Raw genomic sequence first — 19354 nt, 5'->3', positions numbered from 1 at the left:
CTTTTTGAGCGTGATGATCATGCAGCATCCAGCACGTAGCGAACTCTGGGCCATTCTGCGGTTGTCCGGGCCGTTGATTGCCTCGCAGTTGGCACACATGCTGATGGTGCTGACCGACACGCTGATGATGGCGCGCCTGAGCCCCGAAGCCCTGGCCGGTGGCGGATTGGGCGCGGCGAGTTACTCATTCGTATCGATTTTCTGCATTGGCGTGATTGCCGCCGTGGGCACGCTGGTAGCCATCCGTCATGGCGCCGGCGATATCCACGGCGCCACCCGCCTGACCCAAGCCGGGCTGTGGCTTGCCTGGCTGATGGCCCTGGCGGCCGGTCTACTGCTGTGGAACCTCAAGCCTGTCCTGCTGATGTTCGGCCAGACTGAAACCAATGTGCACTCGGCCGGGCAATTCCTGACGATCCTGCCGTTCGCCCTGCCCGGGTACCTGAGCTTCATGGCCTTGCGCGGCTTCACCAGCGCCATCGGCAAGGCGACGCCAGTGATGGTGATCAGCCTGGGCGGCACCGTCCTCAATTACCTGCTCAACCATGCGTTGATCGAAGGCATGTTCGGCCTGCCGAAACTCGGCCTGGTGGGCATTGGCCTGGTCACTGCCATCGTCGCCAATGGCATGGCGTTGGCGTTGATGTGGTACATCCGCAGCAACCGCACTTACGCCGCCTACCCGCTGAGCGCGGGCCTGCTGCGCCTCAATACCCAGTACTTGCGCGAGCTGTGGCGACTGGGCCTGCCGATTGGCGGTACCTATGCGGTGGAAGTCGGGCTGTTCGCCTTTGCGGCGCTGTGCATGGGCACCATGGGCAGCACCCAGTTGGCGGCGCATCAGGTCGCCCTGCAGATCGTATCGGTCGCCTTTATGGTGCCGGCGGGAATGTCCTACGCAGTCACAATGCGCATCGGCCAGCATTACGGCGCCGGGCAATTGGTACAGGCCCGTATGGCCGGACGCGTCGGCATAGGATTTGGCGCGGCGGTGATGCTGGGATTTGCCGCCGTGCTGTGGCTGTTTTCTGATCCGCTGATCGGACTGCTGATCGACCACAACGACCCGGCGTTCCACGACGTGATCATCCTGGCTGTCAGCCTGCTCGCCGTCGCCGCATGGTTCGAATTGTTCGACGGCGTGCAAACCATCGCCATGGGCTGCATTCGCGGGCTCAAGGACGCCAAGACCACCTTCCTGATCGGTGCGGGCTGCTACTGGCTGATCGGCGCGCCTTCTGCCTGGCTGATGGCCTTCACCCTGGGCTGGGGACCGACCGGTGTATGGTGGGGCCTGGCGCTGGGCCTGGCCTGTGCGGCGGTCAGCCTGACCTGCGCGTTTGAGGCGAAGATCAAGCGCATGATCCGCCGGGAGCCAAAGGCCCACCGCGGGTTTCACGCCGCACAGACCGAGTGAGACGGACTAGCCCAGCAAGGCTTGCTGGCTTTGACCGAACGTCAGGTATTCCACCAACTCGGCCAACGGCAGCGGCTTGCTGATCAGGTAGCCCTGGGCCTGGTCGCAGCCGAACAAGCGCAATAGCGCCAGTTGCTCTGGGGTTTCCACCCCTTCGGCCACCACTTCCAGGTTGAGGTTATGCGCCAGGTTGATCATGGCGTGCACCAGCTTGCGGTTCTCTTCGCGCTCTTCCATGCCGCCGACAAAACTCTTGTCGATCTTCAACAAGGCGATCGGCAGGCTGTTGAGGTGCACAAATGATGAGAATCCGGTGCCGAAGTCATCCAGGGAAAACCGCACGCCCAAGCGGCCAAGCGCGTCCATGGTCTGCTTGACCAGGTCACTGCGGCGCATCACGGCGGTTTCGGTGAGTTCGAACTCCAGCCATTGTGCTTCCACCCCACGCTCGGCAATCAGCCGGCTGAGGGTCGAGAGCAACTGGCTGTCCTGGAACTGGCGGAACGACAGGTTGACCGCCATGTGCAGCGGCGGCAGGCCGCGTTCGCGCAAGTCCTGCATGTCGCGCAGGGCCCGGGAAATCACCCAGTAACCCAAAGGTACGATCAGGCCGCTTTGTTCGGCCAACGGCACGAATTCACTGGGCGGCAACAGCCCGCGCTCGCCGTGGCGCCAGCGCACCAGGGCTTCGAGGCCGACGATATGCCCGTCGTCCAGGTCCAGGCGCGGCTGGTAATGCAGCTCCAGCTCATCGCGACGCAGGGCCCGGCGCAGTTCGCTTTCCAGATCGGCCAGGCTGCGGGCGTTGCGGTTGATGCGTTCGTTGAAGATATGAAACGTGCAACCTTGGGTACTTTTGGCTTGCTGCATGGCGATATGGGCATGCCACATCAACGGGTCGGCACCAGCACGGGCGCGGGCATGCGCGATGCCAAGGCTGCAGCCGATCAGCAGGCTTTCGCCATCCACCCAATAAGGTTCGGCCATGACTTCGATGATGCGCTCGGCCATCCATTCGGCGCGCTGGGGTGCGCGGCGGGTGTCGATCAGCAAGGCAAATTCGTCGCTGCCCAGGCGTGCCAGTTGGTCGCCGGCTTCGAGCTGGCTCTTGAGCCGCGAGACCACTTGCAGGATCAGCCGGTCGCCGGCCTGGTGGCCGAGGGCATCGTTGGCGTGGCGGAAGTTGTCGAGGTCCAGGTGCCCCAGGGCCAGGCCGCGACCATCGTTGTCCGCCAGTCGCGCAGCCAGCAGGGTCTGGAAACCCTGGCGGTTGGCGATACCGGTCAGCGGGTCCTGTTCGGCCAGGCGCTGCAGGGTGTCTTCCAGCACGCCGCGCTCGCGCACATGGCGCAGGCAGCGACGCAGGGTGTTGGCGTCCAGGGCATGACGGACCAGCCAGTCACTGACCCCCAGGGGTACCACCAGTGGCTCCTGTTCCAGCAACAACACGCACGGCAAGCTGCAACGGCCAGGGCCGGGTTGCAGGTTGGGCGTGGTCAACAGCATGGCGCTGTGGTCGTCATCGAACAGACGACTCACCGAGTCCCAGTTGGGTGCACTGATCAGCACAGCCCCATCGCCCATCGGCGCCAGGCACTCGCGCAACAATGCTGCCCACTCAGGCATATCGGCCAGTAGCAGCAAACGCAAGGGTTCGACAGGCGTAGACAAGCTAGCTCCCTAGACTCTGCAAGATTTCGTTGGCCGCGCGCATTATGACGTGCGGCCTGGCAATCACCAATGACAAGAGTTATCAAATACAAGCAATGCGCACAAAAGGCGCAAATACCCCCACATCCTGCGGCAAAGTAACAAATGCGGCAAATTTAGATCGAGTGGTACGTCACACCATCGATCCAGGGCAGCAGAATCTTGCCAGCCTGTTAAAATGCCCGCCCTTTTGAACAATGACTCCCTGACTCTGTATGTCCCGACTCAATCCCCGGCAGCAAGAAGCCGTGAACTACGTCGGCGGCCCTCTATTGGTGCTCGCCGGCGCAGGCTCCGGCAAGACCAGCGTGATCACCCGCAAGATCGCGCACCTGATCCAGAACTGCGGCATCCGCGCCCAGTACATCGTCGCCATGACCTTTACCAACAAGGCGGCGCGGGAAATGAAAGAGCGCGTCGGCACCCTGCTCAAGGGCGGCGAAGGCCGCGGCCTCACCGTGTGTACCTTCCACAACCTGGGGCTGAACATCATCCGCAAGGAGCATGCGCGGCTGGGCTACAAGCCGGGTTTCTCGATCTTCGACGAGACCGACGTCAAAGCCCTGATGACCGACATCATGCAGAAGGAATACGCGGGCGACGACGGCGTCGACGAGATCAAGAACATGATCGGCGCCTGGAAGAACGACCTGGTCCTGCCGCCCGAAGCCCTGGAAAACGCGCGCAACCCCAAGGAACAGACCGCCGCCATCGTCTACACCCACTACCAGCGCACGCTCAAGGCGTTCAACGCGGTGGACTTCGACGACCTGATCCTGCTGCCCGTGAAGCTGTTCCAGGAACACAAAGACATCCTGGAAAAGTGGCAGAACAAAGTGCGCTACCTGCTGGTGGACGAATACCAGGACACCAACGCCAGCCAATACCTGCTGGTCAAGCTGCTGATCGGCACGCGCAACCAGTTCACCGTGGTGGGCGACGACGACCAGTCGATCTATGCCTGGCGCGGCGCCCGCCCGGAAAACCTGATGCTGCTCAAGGACGACTACCCGTCCCTGAAAGTGGTGATGCTGGAGCAGAACTACCGCTCCACCAGCCGCATCCTGCGCTGCGCCAACGTGCTGATCTCGAACAACCCCCACGAGTTCGAAAAACAACTGTGGAGCGAGATGGGCCACGGCGATGAGATCCGCGTGATCCGCTGCCGCAACGAAGACGCCGAAGCCGAGCGCGTGGCCGTGGAAATCCTCAGCCTGCACCTGCGCACCGACCGGCCCTACAGCGACTTCGCGATTCTCTATCGCGGTAACTACCAGGCCAAGCTGATCGAGCTGAAGTTGCAGCATCACCAGGTGCCGTATCGTCTGTCCGGTGGCAACAGCTTTTTCGGACGCCAGGAAGTCAAAGACCTGATGGCCTACTTCCGGCTGATCGTGAACCCGGACGACGACAACGCTTTCCTGCGGGTGATCAACGTGCCGCGCCGGGAAATCGGCTCCACCACCCTGGAAAAACTCGGCAACTACGCCACCGAACGCAAGATCTCGATGTACGCCGCCACCGACGAAATCGGCCTGGGCGAACACCTCGACACGCGTTTCACCGATCGCCTGTCGCGCTTCAAGCGCTTCATGGACAAGGTGCGCGAGCAATGCGCCGGCGAAGACCCGATCAGCGCCCTGCGCAGCATGGTCATGGACATCGACTACGAGAATTGGCTGCGCACCAACAGCTCCAGCGACAAGGCCGCGGATTACCGCATGGGCAACGTCTGGTTCCTGATCGAAGCGCTGAAGAACACCCTGGAAAAAGACGAAGACGGCGAAATGACCGTCGAAGACGCCATCGGCAAGCTGGTACTGCGCGACATGCTCGAGCGTCAGCAGGAAGAGGAGGACGGCGCCGAAGGCGTGCAGATGATGACTTTGCATGCGTCCAAGGGCTTGGAATTTCCCTACGTGTTCATCATGGGCATGGAAGAGGAAATCCTCCCACACCGTTCCAGCATCGAAGCCGACACCATCGAAGAAGAACGGCGCCTGGCCTACGTGGGCATTACCCGCGCGCGTCAGACACTGGCCTTCACCTTTGCCGCCAAGCGCAAGCAGTACGGCGAAATCATCGATTGTGCCCCCAGCCGGTTCCTCGACGAACTGCCGCCGGATGACCTGGCCTGGGAAGGCAATGACGACACCCCGACCGAGGTGAAGGCCGTTCGCGGCAACACCGCCCTGGCGGACATACGCGCGATGTTAAAGCGCTAGAATCGACTACTTTTCAATCTACTTTCGGCGCACCCCGCGCCATTAGAGGAAGCGTTCCGTGGAAGCACTGCACAAGAAAATTCGCGAAGAAGGCATCGTGCTTTCCGATCAGGTACTCAAGGTCGACGCCTTTCTGAACCACCAGATCGACCCGGCATTGATGAAACTGATCGGTGACGAATTCGCCGCGCTGTTCAAGGACTCGGGCATCACCAAGATCGTCACCATCGAAGCCTCGGGGATTGCCCCGGCGATCATGACCGGCCTGAACCTCGGCGTGCCGGTGATCTTCGCGCGCAAGCAGCAATCCCTGACCCTGACCGAAAACCTGTTGTCGGCGACGGTGTATTCCTTCACCAAGAAAGTGGAAAGCACCGTGGCGATCTCGCCACGCCACCTGACCAGCAGCGACCGCGTGCTGATCATCGATGACTTCCTGGCCAACGGCAAAGCGTCCCAGGCGCTGATCTCGATCATCAAGCAGGCCGGCGCCACCGTGGCAGGTCTGGGGATCGTGATCGAGAAGTCGTTCCAGGGTGGCCGTGCGGAGCTGGATGCGCAGGGTTATCGGGTTGAGTCCCTGGCTCGCGTGAAGTCGCTGGCCAATGGGGTCGTGACCTTCATCGAGTAATCGCTGACGAAACGCGATTAAACAGGTGGGAGGGGGCTTGCTCCCGATAGCGGTAGGTCAGTCAATTTATTGGTAACTGACACACCGCTATCGGGAGCAAGCCCCCTCCCACATTGGGTTTTGTGTGGGTTTTACAAGGGTTTGATAGGGGTTTTTAGTGCGCGGTGGCCTGCAGTCCGGCGAGCAGCAGGCGCTGGTACAGATCCTCTTTCAGCCCTTCCGGCTGGTCCAACCCCATCCGCTTCAGATGCTCGGGAAACGCCTCCGGCTCCGGCGCATCCAACGCCGCCTTGCCCAACTCCAGCATCTCCGTCAGCTTGAATTTGCTCTTGAGCCAGTTCAACGCCCGCAGCAGATCCCGCTCCTCGTCCGTGAAGTCGGTGCCCAGCGGATACTCCGGAAACAACCGTCGATGCCGCGCCTGGATGTCCTTGAGCCGCTCCGGCGTGTTATCGGCAAAACGCGGGTCCAGCTCGAAGTCCTTGGGCAGCTTGTCAGCCTTCTTCGCCTGTTCGATCAAGTCGTTCTGGAAACGTGAGTCGGTGATGTTGAGCAACGCCTCGATCACTTTGGCATCGGTCTGACCGCGCAAGTCGGCAATTCCGTATTCGGTGATGACAATATCCCGCAGGTGCCGTGGGATCGTGCAATGCCCGTACTCCCAGACGATATTGGAACTGACCTCTCCCGCCGCTTCGCGCCAGCTGCGCAAAATCAGGATCGAGCGCGCGCCTTCCAGCGCGTGGCCCTGGGCCACGAAGTTGTACTGCCCGCCCACGCCACTGAGCACGTGGCCACCTTCCAGTTGGTCGGCAACCCCAGCGCCGAGCAGGGTCACCACGATCGCGCTGTTGATAAACCGTGCATCCAGGCGCTGCAGACGCTTGAGTTCTTCCTGGCCATACAGTTCGTTGATGTAGCTGATGCGGGTCATGTCGAAATCCAGGCGCCTGGCGTGAGTCATTTCCTGCAAGCGCTGGTAAAAACTACGCGGCCCGAGAAAGAAGCCGCCGTGGATCGACACGCCATCGGGCTGCGCCGCGTCATCCAGCAGCCCTGCGTTGGCTTGCGCTTGCGTCGCCACGTCCGGATAGACCTTGCGCCGCACAATTCCCGCATCCGCCAGCACCAGCAGGCCGTTGACGAACATTTCGCTGCAGCCATAGAGGCCGCGGGCGAACGGGTCGACCCCGCCTTCACGACTGATCAGCGGCGCCCACCGGTACACATCGAGATCGGTCAGCAGCCGCCGATAGGCTTCGTTATCCGCCTGGCGGGCGAGCAAGGCGGCCGTGAGCGCATCGCCCATGGAGCCGATGCCGATCTGCAACGTACCGCCATCGCGCACCAGGGTGCTGGCATGCAGGCCGATAAAATGATCCTGGACACCCACCGGCATGTTCGGCGTGGAGAACAACGTGGTGCTGTCCTTTTCATCGAGCAGGTAATCGAATTCGTCCATGCCCAGCTCCGAATCACCGGGCATGTAGGGCAAATCGGTATGGACCTGGCCGACGATCAGCACGGTTTCCCCGGCGGCGCGGCGCTTGGCGATCATCGGTAGCAGGTCGAGGGTGATATCGGGGTTGCAGCTCAGGCTCAGGCGGTCCGGATGGTCAGGACTGCTGGCCACCAATTGCGCCACCAGGTTCAGGCCGGCGGCGTTGATATCGCGGGCGGCGTGGCTGTAGTTGCTGCTGATGTATTGCTGCTGGGCCGACACACTGTGGAGCAAGTTGCCGGGCTGCATGAAAAACTGCTGCACGCGGATATTGTCTGGAAGGCTGTCTTTATGCAGGTCAGCGAGAAAATCCAGTTCGGGGTAGTCGCCAAACACGCGCTCGACAAAGGGTTCGAGAAAGCGCTTCTGCAAGCCGTCGCCCAAGGCGGGGCGGCCCAGGCTCAGCGCGGTGTAAATGGTCAGCGACCGCTCAGGCAACTTGGCAATACGCCGGTAGAGCGCATTGACGAACAGGTTCGGCTTGCCCAGGCCCAGAGGCAGCCCCATGTGGACATGGGCCGGCAACCGCGCCAGGACGTCATCAACTGCTTGCTCGATTGAACATAACTGCACCATCCGACCCTCCTGACATTCCATGATTAGGGGTTGGACCGAGCTTGCCGGGTCTTTGCTGCAAAGAACAGCCTGAAAACAGAATTCAAGAAACAAAAAAGCCGCTCGTAAGCGGCGTTTTTGGCGAAGATCGGCAGATTACAGGCCAGACATCTTCTTGATAGCACCCTTGAGCTCGTCATCCGAGCAATCAGCGCATGTGCCTTTTGGCGGCATGGAGTTGATACCGGTGATGGCCTTGGCCAGGATGCCGTCGAGGCCGCCCTGGTGGTCGGCGCGGTCTTTCCAGGCGGCAGTGTCGCCGATCTTCGGTGCGCCCAGCAGGCCGGTGCCGTGGCATGCGTTGCAATGTTTGGCGATGATCGCGTCCGGTGTTTTCGCACCGCCGCCGCCGCCCGCTGTCGCAGCGACTGCCATCCCTTTGCACTCTTCGCCCTGAACGCAGACCTTCCCTACTGGGTCCAGGCGCTGGGCAATCGCATCACTGGCGGTCTTACTGACAGGAGGCTCAGCTTTCTGCCCACAGCCCCCAAGGGCTAATACTATTGCTGGTACAGCCAGCATTTTCATAATTAGGTTCACGCATTCACCCTCAATGGTGGCTATTCACGCCTGCGGCCACGGTTTCGCAGGCGGCGAAAGTATAACGGTTACCCCGCCTGGCCGAAACAACCCTATTAAATAAAGGGGGATTCAACCTGGCGAAATACGGCTCGGGTGCCTCTGCAACGCTGGCAGGACGCCTCTTCTATCAAAAGTTCGCCGGTGTGGCTGCGCTGATTAGTCGCGCCGGCACATCGAACGGATTGCGAAAACGGTGAGGCTTGGTGCTTTCAAAGTAGTAGCTATCGCCGGCTTCGAGCACAAAAGTTTCAAGACCGACCACCAATTCCAGGCGGCCTTCCACCAGAATTCCGGTTTCTTCGCCTTCGTGGGTGAGCATTTCTTCGCCGGTGTCGGCGCCAGGCGGGTAAATCTCGGTGAGAAACGTGATCGCCCGACCCGGATGCGCACGGCCCACCAGCTTCATGGTGACGGCGCCATCAGAGATGTCGATCAGTTCGTTGGCTTTGTAGACGACCTGTGTCGGTATTTCCTGGAGGACTTCCTCGGAAAAGAACTCGACCATCGACATGGGGATGCCGCCCAGCACCTTGCGCAAGGAACTGATGGAAGGGCTGACACTGTTTTTCTCGATCATCGAAATGGTGCTGTTGGTGACACCCGCACGCTTGGCGAGCTCACGCTGGGAAAGACCCTTCAGCTTACGGATGGATTGCAGTCGTTCGCCGACGTCCAATGCGGGAGCCTCCTAGGATTCAGGCTTTGTTGTAATTGAGCGGTATCATGGCGACAGCGTTCAGTATTTACAACACTTGGGCCTAAATCCCAGGCAACGGCCTTCGTCGTGGGCGATCAAGTGCCGCAATAGAGCCTTGGCACCCGGCGCAGGTTGCAAAAGATCTGGTAGGGAATGGTCTCGGCGGCCGTCGCGACGTCACTGGCGAGGATGTTCTTGCCCCACAGCTCGACGGTGGAACCCAAACCCGCTTGCGGCACGTCGGTCAGGTCGATGCACAGCATGTCCATGGACACACGCCCCAGCAACTGGCTGCGTTGCCCGGCGACCAGCACCGGCGTGCCGGTCGGCGCATGGCGCGGGTAACCATCGGCATACCCCATGGCAACCACGCCGATGCGCATCGGTTTTGGCGTGATGAACTTGGCGCCGTAACCCACGGGCTCGCCGGCCGGCAGTTCACGCACGCAGATGACTTTCGATTCCAGGGTCATCACCGGCTGCAAGCGCGCGGCGATGGCCTGGTCTTCGGTAAATGGCGTCGAGCCATACAGCATGATGCCCGGGCGCACCCAGTCGCTGGACACATTCGGCCACCCCATCACCGACGGCGAGTTGCGCAGGCTCACTTCGGCCGACAAGCCCTGGCGCGCCGCATCGAATATCGCCAGCTGTTCATTGCTGCGCACGCAATCGAGTTCGTCGGCACGGGCGAAGTGGCTCATCAACACGATCTTGGCCACCTTGCCGCTGGCCAGCAGGCGCTGGTACGCCTCGTGGTAGTCCTTGGGATGCAGACCAACGCGGTGCATGCCCGAGTCGAGCTTGAGCCAAACAGTGAGTGGCTTGCTCAAGGCCGCCTGTTCGATTGCCTCCAGTTGCCACAGCGAATGCACCACGCACCAGAAATCATGCTCGATGATCAGCGGCAGCTCGTCGGCTTCGAAAAACCCTTCGAGCAGCAATACCGGCGCGCGGATGCCAGCGGCCCGCAGCTCCAGCGCTTCCTCGATACAAGCCACGGCAAACCCGTCGGCCTCGGCTTCCAGCGCCTGGGCCACGCGCACGGCACCATGGCCGTAGGCATCGGCCTTGATCACGGCGAGGGCCTTGGCCCCCGTGACTTCACGGGCCAATTGATAATTGTGACGCAGGGCTTGGAGGTCGATCAGGGCACGGGCAGGACGCATGGCGGCAGGCTTCTAGGCGGCAAGGGAAGAAAAAACCGGCGCCGACCGACAACATCGGCGCCGGGAGAGGGATCGTTGTTTACGGCAGCGCAGCCACGACGGACAGCTCTACCAGAATTTCCGGTTCGCACAGCTTCGCTTCAACGGTGGCGCGGGCCGGGGCGACACCCTTGGGCAGCCATGTGTCCCACACCGCGTTCATGCCGGCGAAATCGGCGTCGATGTCTTTCAGGTAGATCGTCACCGACAGCAACTTGGTCTTGTCGGTACCGGCCAGGTCCAGCAAGCGCTCGATATTGGCCAGGGTTTCACGGGTCTGCTGTTCAATCCCGGCACTCAGATCGTCGCCGACTTGCCCTGCCAGATACACAGTCCCGCCGTGGGTAACGATCTGGCTCATGCGCTCATTGGTGAGCTGGCGCTGGATTGACATGTTTTGCAGTCTCCTGGTGGTTGCCATAACGGGAAATATCGAGGCCTTCGGCGCTGATCTGCGGGGTTTTCTTCGCCATCAGGTCAGCCAGCAGACGACCGGAGCCACAGGCCATGGTCCAACCGAGGGTGCCGTGGCCGGTGTTCAGGAACAGGTTCTTGAACGGAGTAGCGCCGACAATCGGTGTGCCATCAGGCGTGGTTGGACGCAGCCCGGTCCAAAAGATCGCTTCGGTCAGATCGCCGCCCTGAGGATAAAGGTCGTTGACGATCATCTCCAGGGTTTCACGCCGACGCGGGTTCAGCGACAGGTCAAAACCGGCGATTTCAGCCATGCCGCCGACGCGGATGCGGTTGTCGAAACGGGTGATCGCGACCTTGTAGGTCTCGTCGAGAATGGTCGATGTCGGCGCCATCGCCGGGTTGGTGATCGGCACGGTCAGCGAGTAGCCCTTGAGCGGGTATACCGGCGCCTTGATTCCCAGCGGCTTGAGCAACTGCGGCGAATAACTGCCGAGGGCCAGGACGTAGCGGTCGGCGGTTTCCAGCTTGCCGTCGATCCACACACCGTTGATGCGCTCGCCGGCGTGGTCGAGGCGCTGGATGTCCTGTTCGAAACGGAATTCCACGCCCAACTGCTTGCACATCTCGGCCAGGCGGGTGGTGAACATCTGGCAGTCGCCAGTCTGGTCGTTCGGCAGGCGCAGGGCACCGGCGAGGATATCGGTGACACTGGCCAGGGCCGGTTCAACGCGGGCGATGCCGGCGCGGTCGAGCAGTTCGAACGGCACGCCGGACTCTTTCAACACGGCGATATCTTTAGCCGCGCCATCGAGCTGGGCCTGGGTGCGGAACAGCTGGGTAGTTCCGAGCGTGCGGCCTTCGTAGGCAATGCCGGTTTCAGCGCGCAGTTCGTCGAGGCAGTCGCGGCTGTACTCGGACAAGCGCACCATGCGCTCCTTGTTCACCGCATACCGGCTGGCCGTGCAGTTGCGCAGCATCTGGGCCATCCACAGGTATTGGTCGATACTGGCAGTGGCCTTGATCGCCAGCGGCGCGTGGCGTTGCAGCAGCCACTTGATGGCCTTGAGCGGCACGCCCGGAGCGGCCCATGGTGAGGCGTAGCCAGGGGACACCTGGCCGGCGTTGGCGAAACTGGTTTCCATGGCAGCGGCAGGTTGACGGTCGACCACGACCACTTCAAAACCAGCCCGCGCCAAATAGTAGGCACTGGTCACCCCAATGACGCCGCTACCCAAGACCAGAACGCGCATTTTTATATCCTCATCGCGGCTGACCGCCGACGTGTGTTGTTCGAGCAATGATGTGCGCAGTATAAAAAGCAATCACCAGTGCATTTCACTATATAAATGCTTATATTTGGCGACAATTCTCGGCAAAAACCCTTTTCACAGAGGCGTATCCCCTATGCGTACCAACACCCAGACCAAGCGGGAGCTGGACAAGATCGACCGCAACATCCTGCGCATCCTACAAGCCGACGGGCGTATTTCGTTCACGGAGCTGGGGGAAAAGGTCGGACTGTCGACCACCCCCTGCACAGAACGCGTGCGGCGCCTGGAGCGCGAAGGGATCATCATGGGCTACAACGCACGGCTCAATCCCCAGCATTTGAAGGGGAGTTTGCTGGTATTTGTCGAGATCAGCCTGGATTACAAATCCGGCGACACCTTTGAGGAGTTCCGCCGCGCCGTGCTGAAACTGCCCCATGTACTGGAATGCCACCTGGTCTCGGGGGACTTCGACTATCTGGTGAAGGCACGGATTTCCGAAATGGCGTCGTACCGCAAATTGCTCGGCGATATCCTGCTCAAGCTGCCCCATGTGCGAGAGTCCAAGAGCTATATCGTGATGGAAGAGGTGAAGGAGAGCCTGAACCTGCCGATCCCCGACTGACTGACACAACTGGGTCAATGTGGAAGGGGGCGTGCTCCCTCCCACATTTAGACCAGCACCTGCCGGGTGCTCGCCATGTATTCGTGGATCTGCTTTTCCACCCGTGGGTGAATCAGCTCCAGCGGCCCGCGCCCATTGGGGCATGGCAAGGTCTTTGTGGTGCCGAACAGTCGACAGATCAGCGGCCGTTCGTCATACACGGTGCAGCCGTTGGGGCCCAGGTGCACGCAGTTCAACTCATCCATGGCGGCCTCCTGCTCCGCAGCGGTCTTGCGCGGCAGCCGCGACATTTCCTCGGGCGACGTGGTCACCGGCCCACAACAGTCGTGGCAGCCGGGGACGCACTCGAACGTAGGAATCTGCCTGCGCAGGGCGCTGATTTTCTGACTGTTGCAACTCATCGAAACACGTACCGAACGGCGAATAGACGTGGATTCTGACGCAAAACACCCCGCGCAGACAGCTTCGTCCGACCGCTGTATCCTGCGTCAAATTTTCCAGACAGGGATGCTCCCGATGACTGCCAGCACCCGGCACACCGCTTCCTACTATGCCGCCAGCAGCCTGCCGCAACCCGATTACCCGGCGTTGACGGGCGATGTACGCGCCGATGTGTGTGTGATCGGCGGTGGGTTTTCCGGGCTCAACACTGCCCTGGAGCTGGCTGAACGCGGCCTGCGCGTTGTCCTGCTGGAAGCGCGCAAAATCGCCTGGGGCGCCAGCGGGCGCAACGGCGGACAGTTGATTCGCGGCATCGGTCACGGCCTGGAGCAGTTCGCCAACGTGATCGGCACCGACGGCGTGTGCCAGATGAAGCTGATGGGGCTGGAGGCCGTGGAAATCGTGCGCGAGCGCGTCGAGCGCTTCCAGATCCCCTGCGACCTGACCTGGGGCTACTGCGACCTCGCCAATAAACCCCGCGACCTGCAAGGCCTGGCCGAAGACGCCGAAGAACTGCGCGCCCTGGGTTACCGCCACGAGGTGCGCCTGCTGCAAGCCGCCGAGATGGGCAGCGTGATCGGCTCCGACCGCTACGTGGGCGGCATGATCGACATGGGCTCCGGCCACCTGCACCCGTTGAACCTGGCGCTGGGTGAAGCGGCAGCCGCGCAACAGTTGGGGGTGCAGTTATTCGAGCAATCCAACGTGACGCGCATCGACTACGGGCCCGAGGTCAAGGTGCACACCGCCAACGGCACGGTGCACGCCAACACCCTGGTGCTAGCCTGCAATGCTTACCTGAATGGGCTCAATCCGCAGTTGGGTGGCAAGGTCCTGCCCGCCGGCAGCTACATCATCGCCACCGAGCCCTTGAGCGAAGCCCAGGCCGCCCAGTTGCTGCCGCAGAACATGGCGGTGTGCGACCAGCGGGTGACGGTGGATTACTTCCGCCTCTCCGCCGACCGTCGCCTGTTGTTCGGCGGCGCCTGCCACTATTCCGGACGCGACCCCAAGGACATCGGCGCCTACATGCAGCCGAAGATGCTCCACGTGTTCCCACAACTGGCCGGCGTCAAAATCGACTACCAATGGGGTGGGATGATCGGCATCGGCGCCAACCGCCTGCCCCAGATCGGCCGGCTGGCGGATCAACCCAATGTGTATTACGCCCAGGCCTATGCGGGCCATGGCCTCAACGCCACGCACCTGGCGGGCAAGCTGCTGGCCGAGGCCATCAGCGGCCAGCAACAGGGGCGTTTCGACCTGTTCGCCCAAGTCCCGCATATCACCTTCCCCGGCGGTAAACACCTGCGTTCGCCGTTGCTGGCATTGGGGATGCTCTGGCACCGCCTCAAAGAGCTGGTCTGATCAATCGCGCCAGAATGGCTTCAAGCCCTCCTGGCGCGCCTGCTCCGGGGTCAACCCGATATCGCGCAGCTGCTCGCGGGTCAAATGCAGCAAGGCCTTGCGCGTGTGGCGACGACGCCAGAACAGCTGCCAACGACTGATATCGCGCGGCGCGCTCGCCCGCTCTTGCTCAGCCTGCAATTCCTGACTGCGTAACATCAGCCGCACATCGCTCATCCCGTTCATTTTGCTGCCCCTCGTTTGCCTGTTGCCATGAGTGACTAGAATGGGTGAGCAAGCAAAACCATTACAGATTCAATGGATCTTTATTAAATCCATACAGACACTGCCTCTGCGCGGCTGAATCCTGTATTTTCCCCCAATCTGTACTGGTCCCCTGGGAGCGACCGCCATGACCCTTTACGTCAACCTCGCCGAACTACTGGGCACACGCATCGAACAGGGTTTCTATCGCCCCGGCGATCGCCTGCCCTCGGTACGCGCCTTGAGTGTGGAGCATGGGGTCAGCCTGAGCACCGTGCAGCAGGCGTACCGGCTGCTGGAAGACAACGGCCTGGCGACGCCCAAGCCGAAATCCGGCTACTTCGTTCCGGTTGGCCGCGAGCTGCCGGCACTGCCCGAAGTCGGGCGGCCGGCCCAGCGTCCGGTGGAAATTTCCCAGTGGGACCAGGTGCTCGAACTGATTCGCGCCGTGCCGCGCAAAGACGTCATACAGCTGGGGCGTGGCATGCCGGATGTATTGTCCCCCACCATCAAGCCCTTGCTGCGCAGCCTGGCACGCGTGAGTCGACGCCAGGATCTGCCGGGGTTGTATTACGACAATATCCTCGGCTGTATGGAATTGCGGGAGCAGATCGCCCGGCTGTCACTGGATTCGGGCTGCCAACTGAGCGCTGAAGACATCGTGATCACCACCGGCTGCCACGAGGCGCTGTCCGCCAGCATCCATGCGATCTGCGAGCCGGGAGATATCGTTGCGGTGGACTCGCCGAGCTTCCACGGCGCCATGCAGACCCTCAAGGGCCTGGGCATGAAAGCCCTGGAAATCCCTACGGACCCGCTCACCGGCATCAGCCTGGAAGCCTTGGAACTGGCGCTGGAGCAGTGGCCGATCAAGGTCATCCAGTTGACCCCCAACTGCAACAATCCCTTGGGCTACATCATGCCGGAGGCGCGCAAACGGGCGCTGCTGACCCTGGCCCAGCGCTTTGACGTGGCGATCATCGAGGATGACGTCTACGGCGAATTGGCCTACAGCTATCCGCGCCCGCGCACCATCAAATCCTTCGACGAAGATGGCCGCGTGCTGCTGTGCAGCTCGTTCTCGAAAACCCTGGCGCCAGGCCTGCGCATTGGTTGGGTAGCGCCCGGTCGATACCTGGAGCGAGTGCTGCACATGAAGTACATCAGCACCGGTTCCACCGCCACACAGCCGCAGATCGCCATCGCCGAATTTCTCAAGGGCGGCCATTTCGAACCGCATTTACGCCGGATGCGCACCCAATACCAGCGCAATCGCGACTTGATGCTCGACTGGGTCAGCCGCTATTTCCCGGCGGGCACCCGTGCCAGCCGGCCCCAAGGCAGTTTCATGCTGTGGGTCGAGCTGCCGGAAGGCTTTGATACGTTGAAGCTCAATCGCGTGCTGGTGGAACAAGGCGTACAGATCGCGGTGGGCAGTATTTTTTCGGCTTCGGGCAAGTACAGGAATTGCCTGCGCATGAACTACGCTGCCAAACCCACTCCGCAGATTGAAGAAGCCGTGCGTAAGGTAGGCGCCGCCGCGAGCAACCTGCTGGCCAAGGCAGCCGACTGACCTTTCGCGGGAAATTGCCGTCATATGTCGACAACCGCCCTGATCCGGAAGCGACTCCCTTGATGATTCGACGGCTTTTACCGTTTTTCCTGTTGGGAGCCCTGGCCCTGGGCGGATGCGCCACGGTGACCGCGCCGCGCATCCCCAGTGACGCCCTGCCGGCCGCGCAATCGTCGTTCGGCCGCTCGATCCAGGCCCAGGCCGCAGCGTATCAAGGCCGCTCGGGCTTTCGCCTGCTCCCCAGCAGCAGCGAAGCCTTCATGGCCCGCGCCGAACTGATCCGCAACGCCCAGACCAGCCTCGACCTGCAGTACTACATCGTGCACGACGGCATCAGCACACGCATGCTCGTGGACGAACTGCTCAAGGCCGCCGACCGGGGCGTGCGCGTGCGCATCCTGCTGGACGACACCACCAGCGACGGCCTCGATGAGGTGATTGCCACCCTCGCCGCCCATCCCCGGATCGATATTCGCTTGTTCAACCCATTGCACCTGGGGCGCAGTACCGGGGTCACACGCGCCATGGGCCGCCTGTTCAACCTGTCGCTGCAACACCGACGCATGCACAACAAGCTATGGCTGGCGGATAACAGCGCGGCCATTGTTGGCGGGCGCAACCTGGGGGATGAGTATTTCGACGCCGAGCCCAACCTGAACTTCACCGATATCGACATGCTCAGCATGGGCCCGGTAGCCGAACAGCTCGGCCACAGCTTCGATCAGTATTGGAACAGCGCCCTGAGCAAACCCATCGCCGAGTTCGTCTCCAACCTGCCGTCCAAAGGCGACCTGGCCGCTGCGCGCCGGCTCCTGAACGAGTCGCTGGCCCAATCCCGCCAACAGAACCACGCCCTGTACAACCGCCTGCGCATCTACCAGACCGAACCGCGCATGGACATGTGGCGCCGCGAGCTGATCTGGGCCTGGAACCAGGCATTGTGGGACGCGCCAAGCAAAGTGCTGGCAGAAGCCGACCCCGACCCTCGATTACTGCTGACCACCCAACTGGCGCCGGAACTGCAAGGGGTCAACCACGAGTTGATGATGATCTCGGCGTACTTCGTGCCGGGCCCGTCCGGGGTGGTGTACCTGACCGGACGGGCCGATGCGGGTGTGTCGGTCAGCCTGTTGACCAACTCCCTGGAAGCCACCGACGTGCCGGCCGTACACGGCGGCTACGCGCCCTATCGCAAGGCGCTGCTGGAATACGGGGTAAAACTCTATGAGCTGCGTCGCCAGCCCGGCGCACCCGGCGCCGGCAGCGGGCCACACCTGTTTCGGCGCGGCGCCTTCCGAGGTTCGGATTCGAGCCTGCACAGCAAAGCGATGATTTTCGACCGGACGAAATCATTCATCGGCTCGTTCAACTTCGACCCGCGCTCGGCGCTGTGGAACACTGAAGTCGGCGTGCTGGTGGACAGCCCCGAACTGGCCGAACACGTGCGCAACCTGGCGCTGGAAGGCATGGCGCCGCCCTTGAGCTATGAAGCGAAACTCAAGGGCGGCAACGTGGTGTGGGTGACCGAGGACAACGGCCGACTGCACACCCTGTCCCGTGAGCCGGGCAGTTGGTGGCGGCGGTTCAATGCCTGGTTCGCCACCCGCGTGGGCCTGGAGCGCATGCTGTAGGAGCAAAAACGCAAGAACACCGCGCCCGACCTGCCCCCACGCATCACCTAAACAGGCTGCGCCACACCAAAGGCCCCTTGGCGCAGCAACAACAGCACCAGCCCCAACGCCCCGGCCGCCATCAGCCATGGCAGGGCATGCCCACTGATCCACTGGCTGCCCGCACCGGCCACCAGCGGGCCGATCAGGCAACCGATGCCCCACAACTGCGCGACATGGGCATTGGCCCGCACCAGCGCGTCGTCGCGGTAGCGCTCGCCGATCAGGATCAACGACAAGGTAAACAATCCACCGGCACTGGCACCGAACAGCACCCATACCGGCCAGATCAGCGGCGTGTGCATCAACAGCGGAACCGCCAGGCTCGATACCAGCAACAGCAATGCACACCCCAGGAACAGCGTGCGCCGTGGCAGGTAATCGGCCAGCGCGCCGATGGGCAACTGCAGCAATGCATCGCCGACCACCACCGTGCTGACCATCGCGAGGGCGATCTCGGCGGTGAAGCCCTGTTGCAGGCAATACACCGGCAGCAGCGTCAGGATCATCGCTTCGAACGCGGCGAACAGGGCCACCGCCCAGGCAATCGCCGGCAGGCTCAGGCAGAAGCGCCACAGGTCGCTGAACGTCACGCCGAACGACTCGGCCGTCGGCGCGCCGGAACGCCCCAGCAACAGCAGCGGTGCGACCGTCAGCAGGCCCACGCCGACCCAGAAACCGTAGTCATGCTCGGTGCCGATCACGCCCAACAGCAAGGGACCCGACAGCTGGCTCAAGGCGTAACTGCAGCCATACAGCGCCACCAGCCGACCGCGCCACTGCTCCACCACCAGTTGGTTGATCCAGCTTTCGCCAAGGATAAACACGATGGTCAGGATCACCCCGATCATCAGCCGCAGCACCAGCCACACCGGGTAGCTGGGCAATATCGCCAACAAACCAATGGACACCGCGCCAGCCCACAGGCACAGGCGCATCAGCTTGGCAGTCCCCAGCCATGAGGCCAGGCGACTGGAGACCTTGGCGCCCAGCAATACGCCGAAGGCCGGCATCGCTGCCATCACGCCAATGGCGAAACTGCCATAGCCCCAGCTTTCGAGGCGCAGGGACACCAGCGGCATACTGACACCCAACGCCAGGCCGACGCTGAGCACCGAGGCCAGCACGGCGAAATATGTCGCCCAACGCATTTCCACGCTCCT

General features: G+C 62.0%; 17 protein-coding genes. 7 read left to right on the top strand and 10 right to left on the bottom strand.

The window, feature by feature from the left end; translation table 11 throughout:
- Positions 1-13 precede the first annotated feature (13 nt).
- Entirely contained in the window at positions 14-1417 is a 1404-nt protein-coding gene (locus BLR63_RS23455; RefSeq protein ID WP_010567177.1) for a NorM family multidrug efflux MATE transporter, read from the top strand.
- 6 nt (positions 1418-1423) lie between these two features.
- Here BLR63_RS23455 and BLR63_RS23450 read toward each other — a convergent pair whose 3' ends face one another.
- On the bottom strand, positions 1424-3088 hold the full coding sequence (locus BLR63_RS23450; protein WP_042947511.1) for a putative bifunctional diguanylate cyclase/phosphodiesterase: 1665 nt from the start codon (positions 3086-3088) through the stop codon (positions 1424-1426).
- A 254-nt stretch (positions 3089-3342) separates the two neighbouring features.
- On the opposite strand from BLR63_RS23450, the gene rep reads away from it, so the two are divergent.
- A complete protein-coding gene (rep, locus tag BLR63_RS23445; RefSeq protein WP_010567175.1) occupies positions 3343-5352 on the top strand; it encodes a DNA helicase Rep in 2010 nt (669 codons plus the stop codon).
- A 58-nt stretch (positions 5353-5410) separates the two neighbouring features.
- A complete protein-coding gene (locus tag BLR63_RS23440; RefSeq protein ID WP_010567174.1) occupies positions 5411-5983 on the top strand; it encodes a xanthine phosphoribosyltransferase in 573 nt (190 codons plus the stop codon).
- 154 nt (positions 5984-6137) lie between these two features.
- Here the strand turns inward: BLR63_RS23440 and BLR63_RS23435 are convergent, their stop codons facing one another.
- The 6 genes from BLR63_RS23435 to dadA form a co-directional block, all read right to left on the bottom strand.
- Positions 6138-8060: an acetyl-CoA hydrolase/transferase C-terminal domain-containing protein gene (locus tag BLR63_RS23435; RefSeq protein WP_042947508.1), complete on the bottom strand. Its 1923-nt coding sequence runs from the start codon at positions 8058-8060 to the stop codon at positions 6138-6140.
- 135 nt (positions 8061-8195) lie between these two features.
- A complete protein-coding gene (locus tag BLR63_RS23430; RefSeq protein WP_078834113.1) occupies positions 8196-8627 on the bottom strand; it encodes a c-type cytochrome in 432 nt (143 codons plus the stop codon).
- A gap of 181 nt (positions 8628-8808) precedes the next feature.
- Positions 8809-9357 carry a cupin domain-containing protein gene (locus tag BLR63_RS23425; RefSeq protein WP_010567171.1) on the bottom strand — a complete coding sequence of 183 codons (549 nt, stop codon included), beginning with the start codon at positions 9355-9357 and terminating at the stop codon, positions 8809-8811.
- Positions 9358-9473: 116 nt separating this feature from the next.
- On the bottom strand, positions 9474-10547 hold the full coding sequence (gene alr, locus BLR63_RS23420) for an alanine racemase (RefSeq protein ID WP_010567170.1): 1074 nt from the start codon (positions 10545-10547) through the stop codon (positions 9474-9476).
- Between the two features lie 79 nt (positions 10548-10626).
- Entirely contained in the window at positions 10627-10980 is a 354-nt protein-coding gene (locus tag BLR63_RS23415) for a RidA family protein (RefSeq protein ID WP_010567169.1), read from the bottom strand.
- A complete protein-coding gene (gene dadA, locus BLR63_RS23410) occupies positions 10952-12253 on the bottom strand; it encodes a D-amino acid dehydrogenase (RefSeq protein WP_010567168.1) in 1302 nt (433 codons plus the stop codon). Before dadA ends, BLR63_RS23415 begins: the two co-directional genes overlap by 29 nt.
- A 154-nt stretch (positions 12254-12407) precedes the next feature.
- On the opposite strand from dadA, the gene BLR63_RS23405 reads away from it, so the two are divergent.
- Positions 12408-12896, top strand: coding sequence for an Lrp/AsnC ligand binding domain-containing protein (locus BLR63_RS23405; protein ID WP_003206849.1), 489 nt, complete (start codon positions 12408-12410; stop codon positions 12894-12896).
- 47 nt (positions 12897-12943) lie between these two features.
- Here BLR63_RS23405 and BLR63_RS23400 read toward each other — a convergent pair whose 3' ends face one another.
- Positions 12944-13297 carry a YkgJ family cysteine cluster protein gene (locus BLR63_RS23400; protein ID WP_010567167.1) on the bottom strand — a complete coding sequence of 118 codons (354 nt, stop codon included), beginning with the start codon at positions 13295-13297 and terminating at the stop codon, positions 12944-12946.
- 115 nt (positions 13298-13412) lie between these two features.
- Between BLR63_RS23400 and BLR63_RS23395 the strand changes: the two genes are divergently transcribed.
- Positions 13413-14705 carry an NAD(P)/FAD-dependent oxidoreductase gene (locus BLR63_RS23395; protein ID WP_010567166.1) on the top strand — a complete coding sequence of 431 codons (1293 nt, stop codon included), beginning with the start codon at positions 13413-13415 and terminating at the stop codon, positions 14703-14705.
- On the opposite strand, the gene BLR63_RS23390 is transcribed toward BLR63_RS23395, so the two are convergent.
- Positions 14706-14930 (bottom strand): DUF1127 domain-containing protein, encoded by a 225-nt coding sequence (locus tag BLR63_RS23390; protein ID WP_010567165.1) that lies wholly within the window; start codon positions 14928-14930, stop codon positions 14706-14708.
- A gap of 166 nt (positions 14931-15096) precedes the next feature.
- Between BLR63_RS23390 and BLR63_RS23385 the strand changes: the two genes are divergently transcribed.
- Positions 15097-16521 carry an aminotransferase-like domain-containing protein gene (locus tag BLR63_RS23385; protein ID WP_010567164.1) on the top strand — a complete coding sequence of 475 codons (1425 nt, stop codon included), beginning with the start codon at positions 15097-15099 and terminating at the stop codon, positions 16519-16521.
- Between the two features lie 62 nt (positions 16522-16583).
- Positions 16584-18152 carry a phospholipase D family protein gene (locus tag BLR63_RS23380; RefSeq protein ID WP_010567163.1) on the top strand — a complete coding sequence of 523 codons (1569 nt, stop codon included), beginning with the start codon at positions 16584-16586 and terminating at the stop codon, positions 18150-18152.
- Positions 18153-18199: 47 nt separating this feature from the next.
- Here the strand turns inward: BLR63_RS23380 and BLR63_RS23375 are convergent, their stop codons facing one another.
- A complete protein-coding gene (locus BLR63_RS23375) occupies positions 18200-19342 on the bottom strand; it encodes an MFS transporter (protein WP_010567162.1) in 1143 nt (380 codons plus the stop codon).
- Positions 19343-19354 lie beyond the last annotated feature (12 nt).

Source organism: Pseudomonas extremaustralis, from assembly GCF_900102035.1.
Lineage (GTDB): Bacteria > Pseudomonadota > Gammaproteobacteria > Pseudomonadales > Pseudomonadaceae > Aquipseudomonas > Aquipseudomonas extremaustralis.
Note: the sequence above shows the minus strand (reverse complement) of the source record. Positions and strands in the feature narration are given on the sequence as shown.

Bases quoted from the DNA above. Each gene is read 5' to 3' on its own strand.
- alr (WP_010567170.1), bottom strand. From the start codon at position 10,547: ATGCGTCCTGCCCGTGCCCTGATCGACCTCCAAGCCCTGCGTCACAAT.
- BLR63_RS23435 (WP_042947508.1), bottom strand. From the start codon at position 8,060: ATGGTGCAGTTATGTTCAATCGAGCAAGCAGTTGATGACGTCCTGGCG.
- BLR63_RS23415 (WP_010567169.1), bottom strand. From the start codon at position 10,980: ATGTCAATCCAGCGCCAGCTCACCAATGAGCGCATGAGCCAGATCGTT.
- BLR63_RS23430 (WP_078834113.1), bottom strand. From the start codon at position 8,627: ATGAAAATGCTGGCTGTACCAGCAATAGTATTAGCCCTTGGGGGCTGT.
- BLR63_RS23380 (WP_010567163.1), top strand. From the start codon at position 16,584: ATGATTCGACGGCTTTTACCGTTTTTCCTGTTGGGAGCCCTGGCCCTG.
- BLR63_RS23375 (WP_010567162.1), bottom strand. From the start codon at position 19,342: ATGCGTTGGGCGACATATTTCGCCGTGCTGGCCTCGGTGCTCAGCGTC.
- BLR63_RS23395 (WP_010567166.1), top strand. From the start codon at position 13,413: ATGACTGCCAGCACCCGGCACACCGCTTCCTACTATGCCGCCAGCAGC.
- BLR63_RS23390 (WP_010567165.1), bottom strand. From the start codon at position 14,930: ATGAACGGGATGAGCGATGTGCGGCTGATGTTACGCAGTCAGGAATTG.
- rep (WP_010567175.1), top strand. From the start codon at position 3,343: ATGTCCCGACTCAATCCCCGGCAGCAAGAAGCCGTGAACTACGTCGGC.
- BLR63_RS23400 (WP_010567167.1), bottom strand. From the start codon at position 13,297: ATGAGTTGCAACAGTCAGAAAATCAGCGCCCTGCGCAGGCAGATTCCT.
- BLR63_RS23385 (WP_010567164.1), top strand. From the start codon at position 15,097: ATGACCCTTTACGTCAACCTCGCCGAACTACTGGGCACACGCATCGAA.
- dadA (WP_010567168.1), bottom strand. From the start codon at position 12,253: ATGCGCGTTCTGGTCTTGGGTAGCGGCGTCATTGGGGTGACCAGTGCC.
- BLR63_RS23405 (WP_003206849.1), top strand. From the start codon at position 12,408: ATGCGTACCAACACCCAGACCAAGCGGGAGCTGGACAAGATCGACCGC.
- BLR63_RS23455 (WP_010567177.1), top strand. From the start codon at position 14: ATGATCATGCAGCATCCAGCACGTAGCGAACTCTGGGCCATTCTGCGG.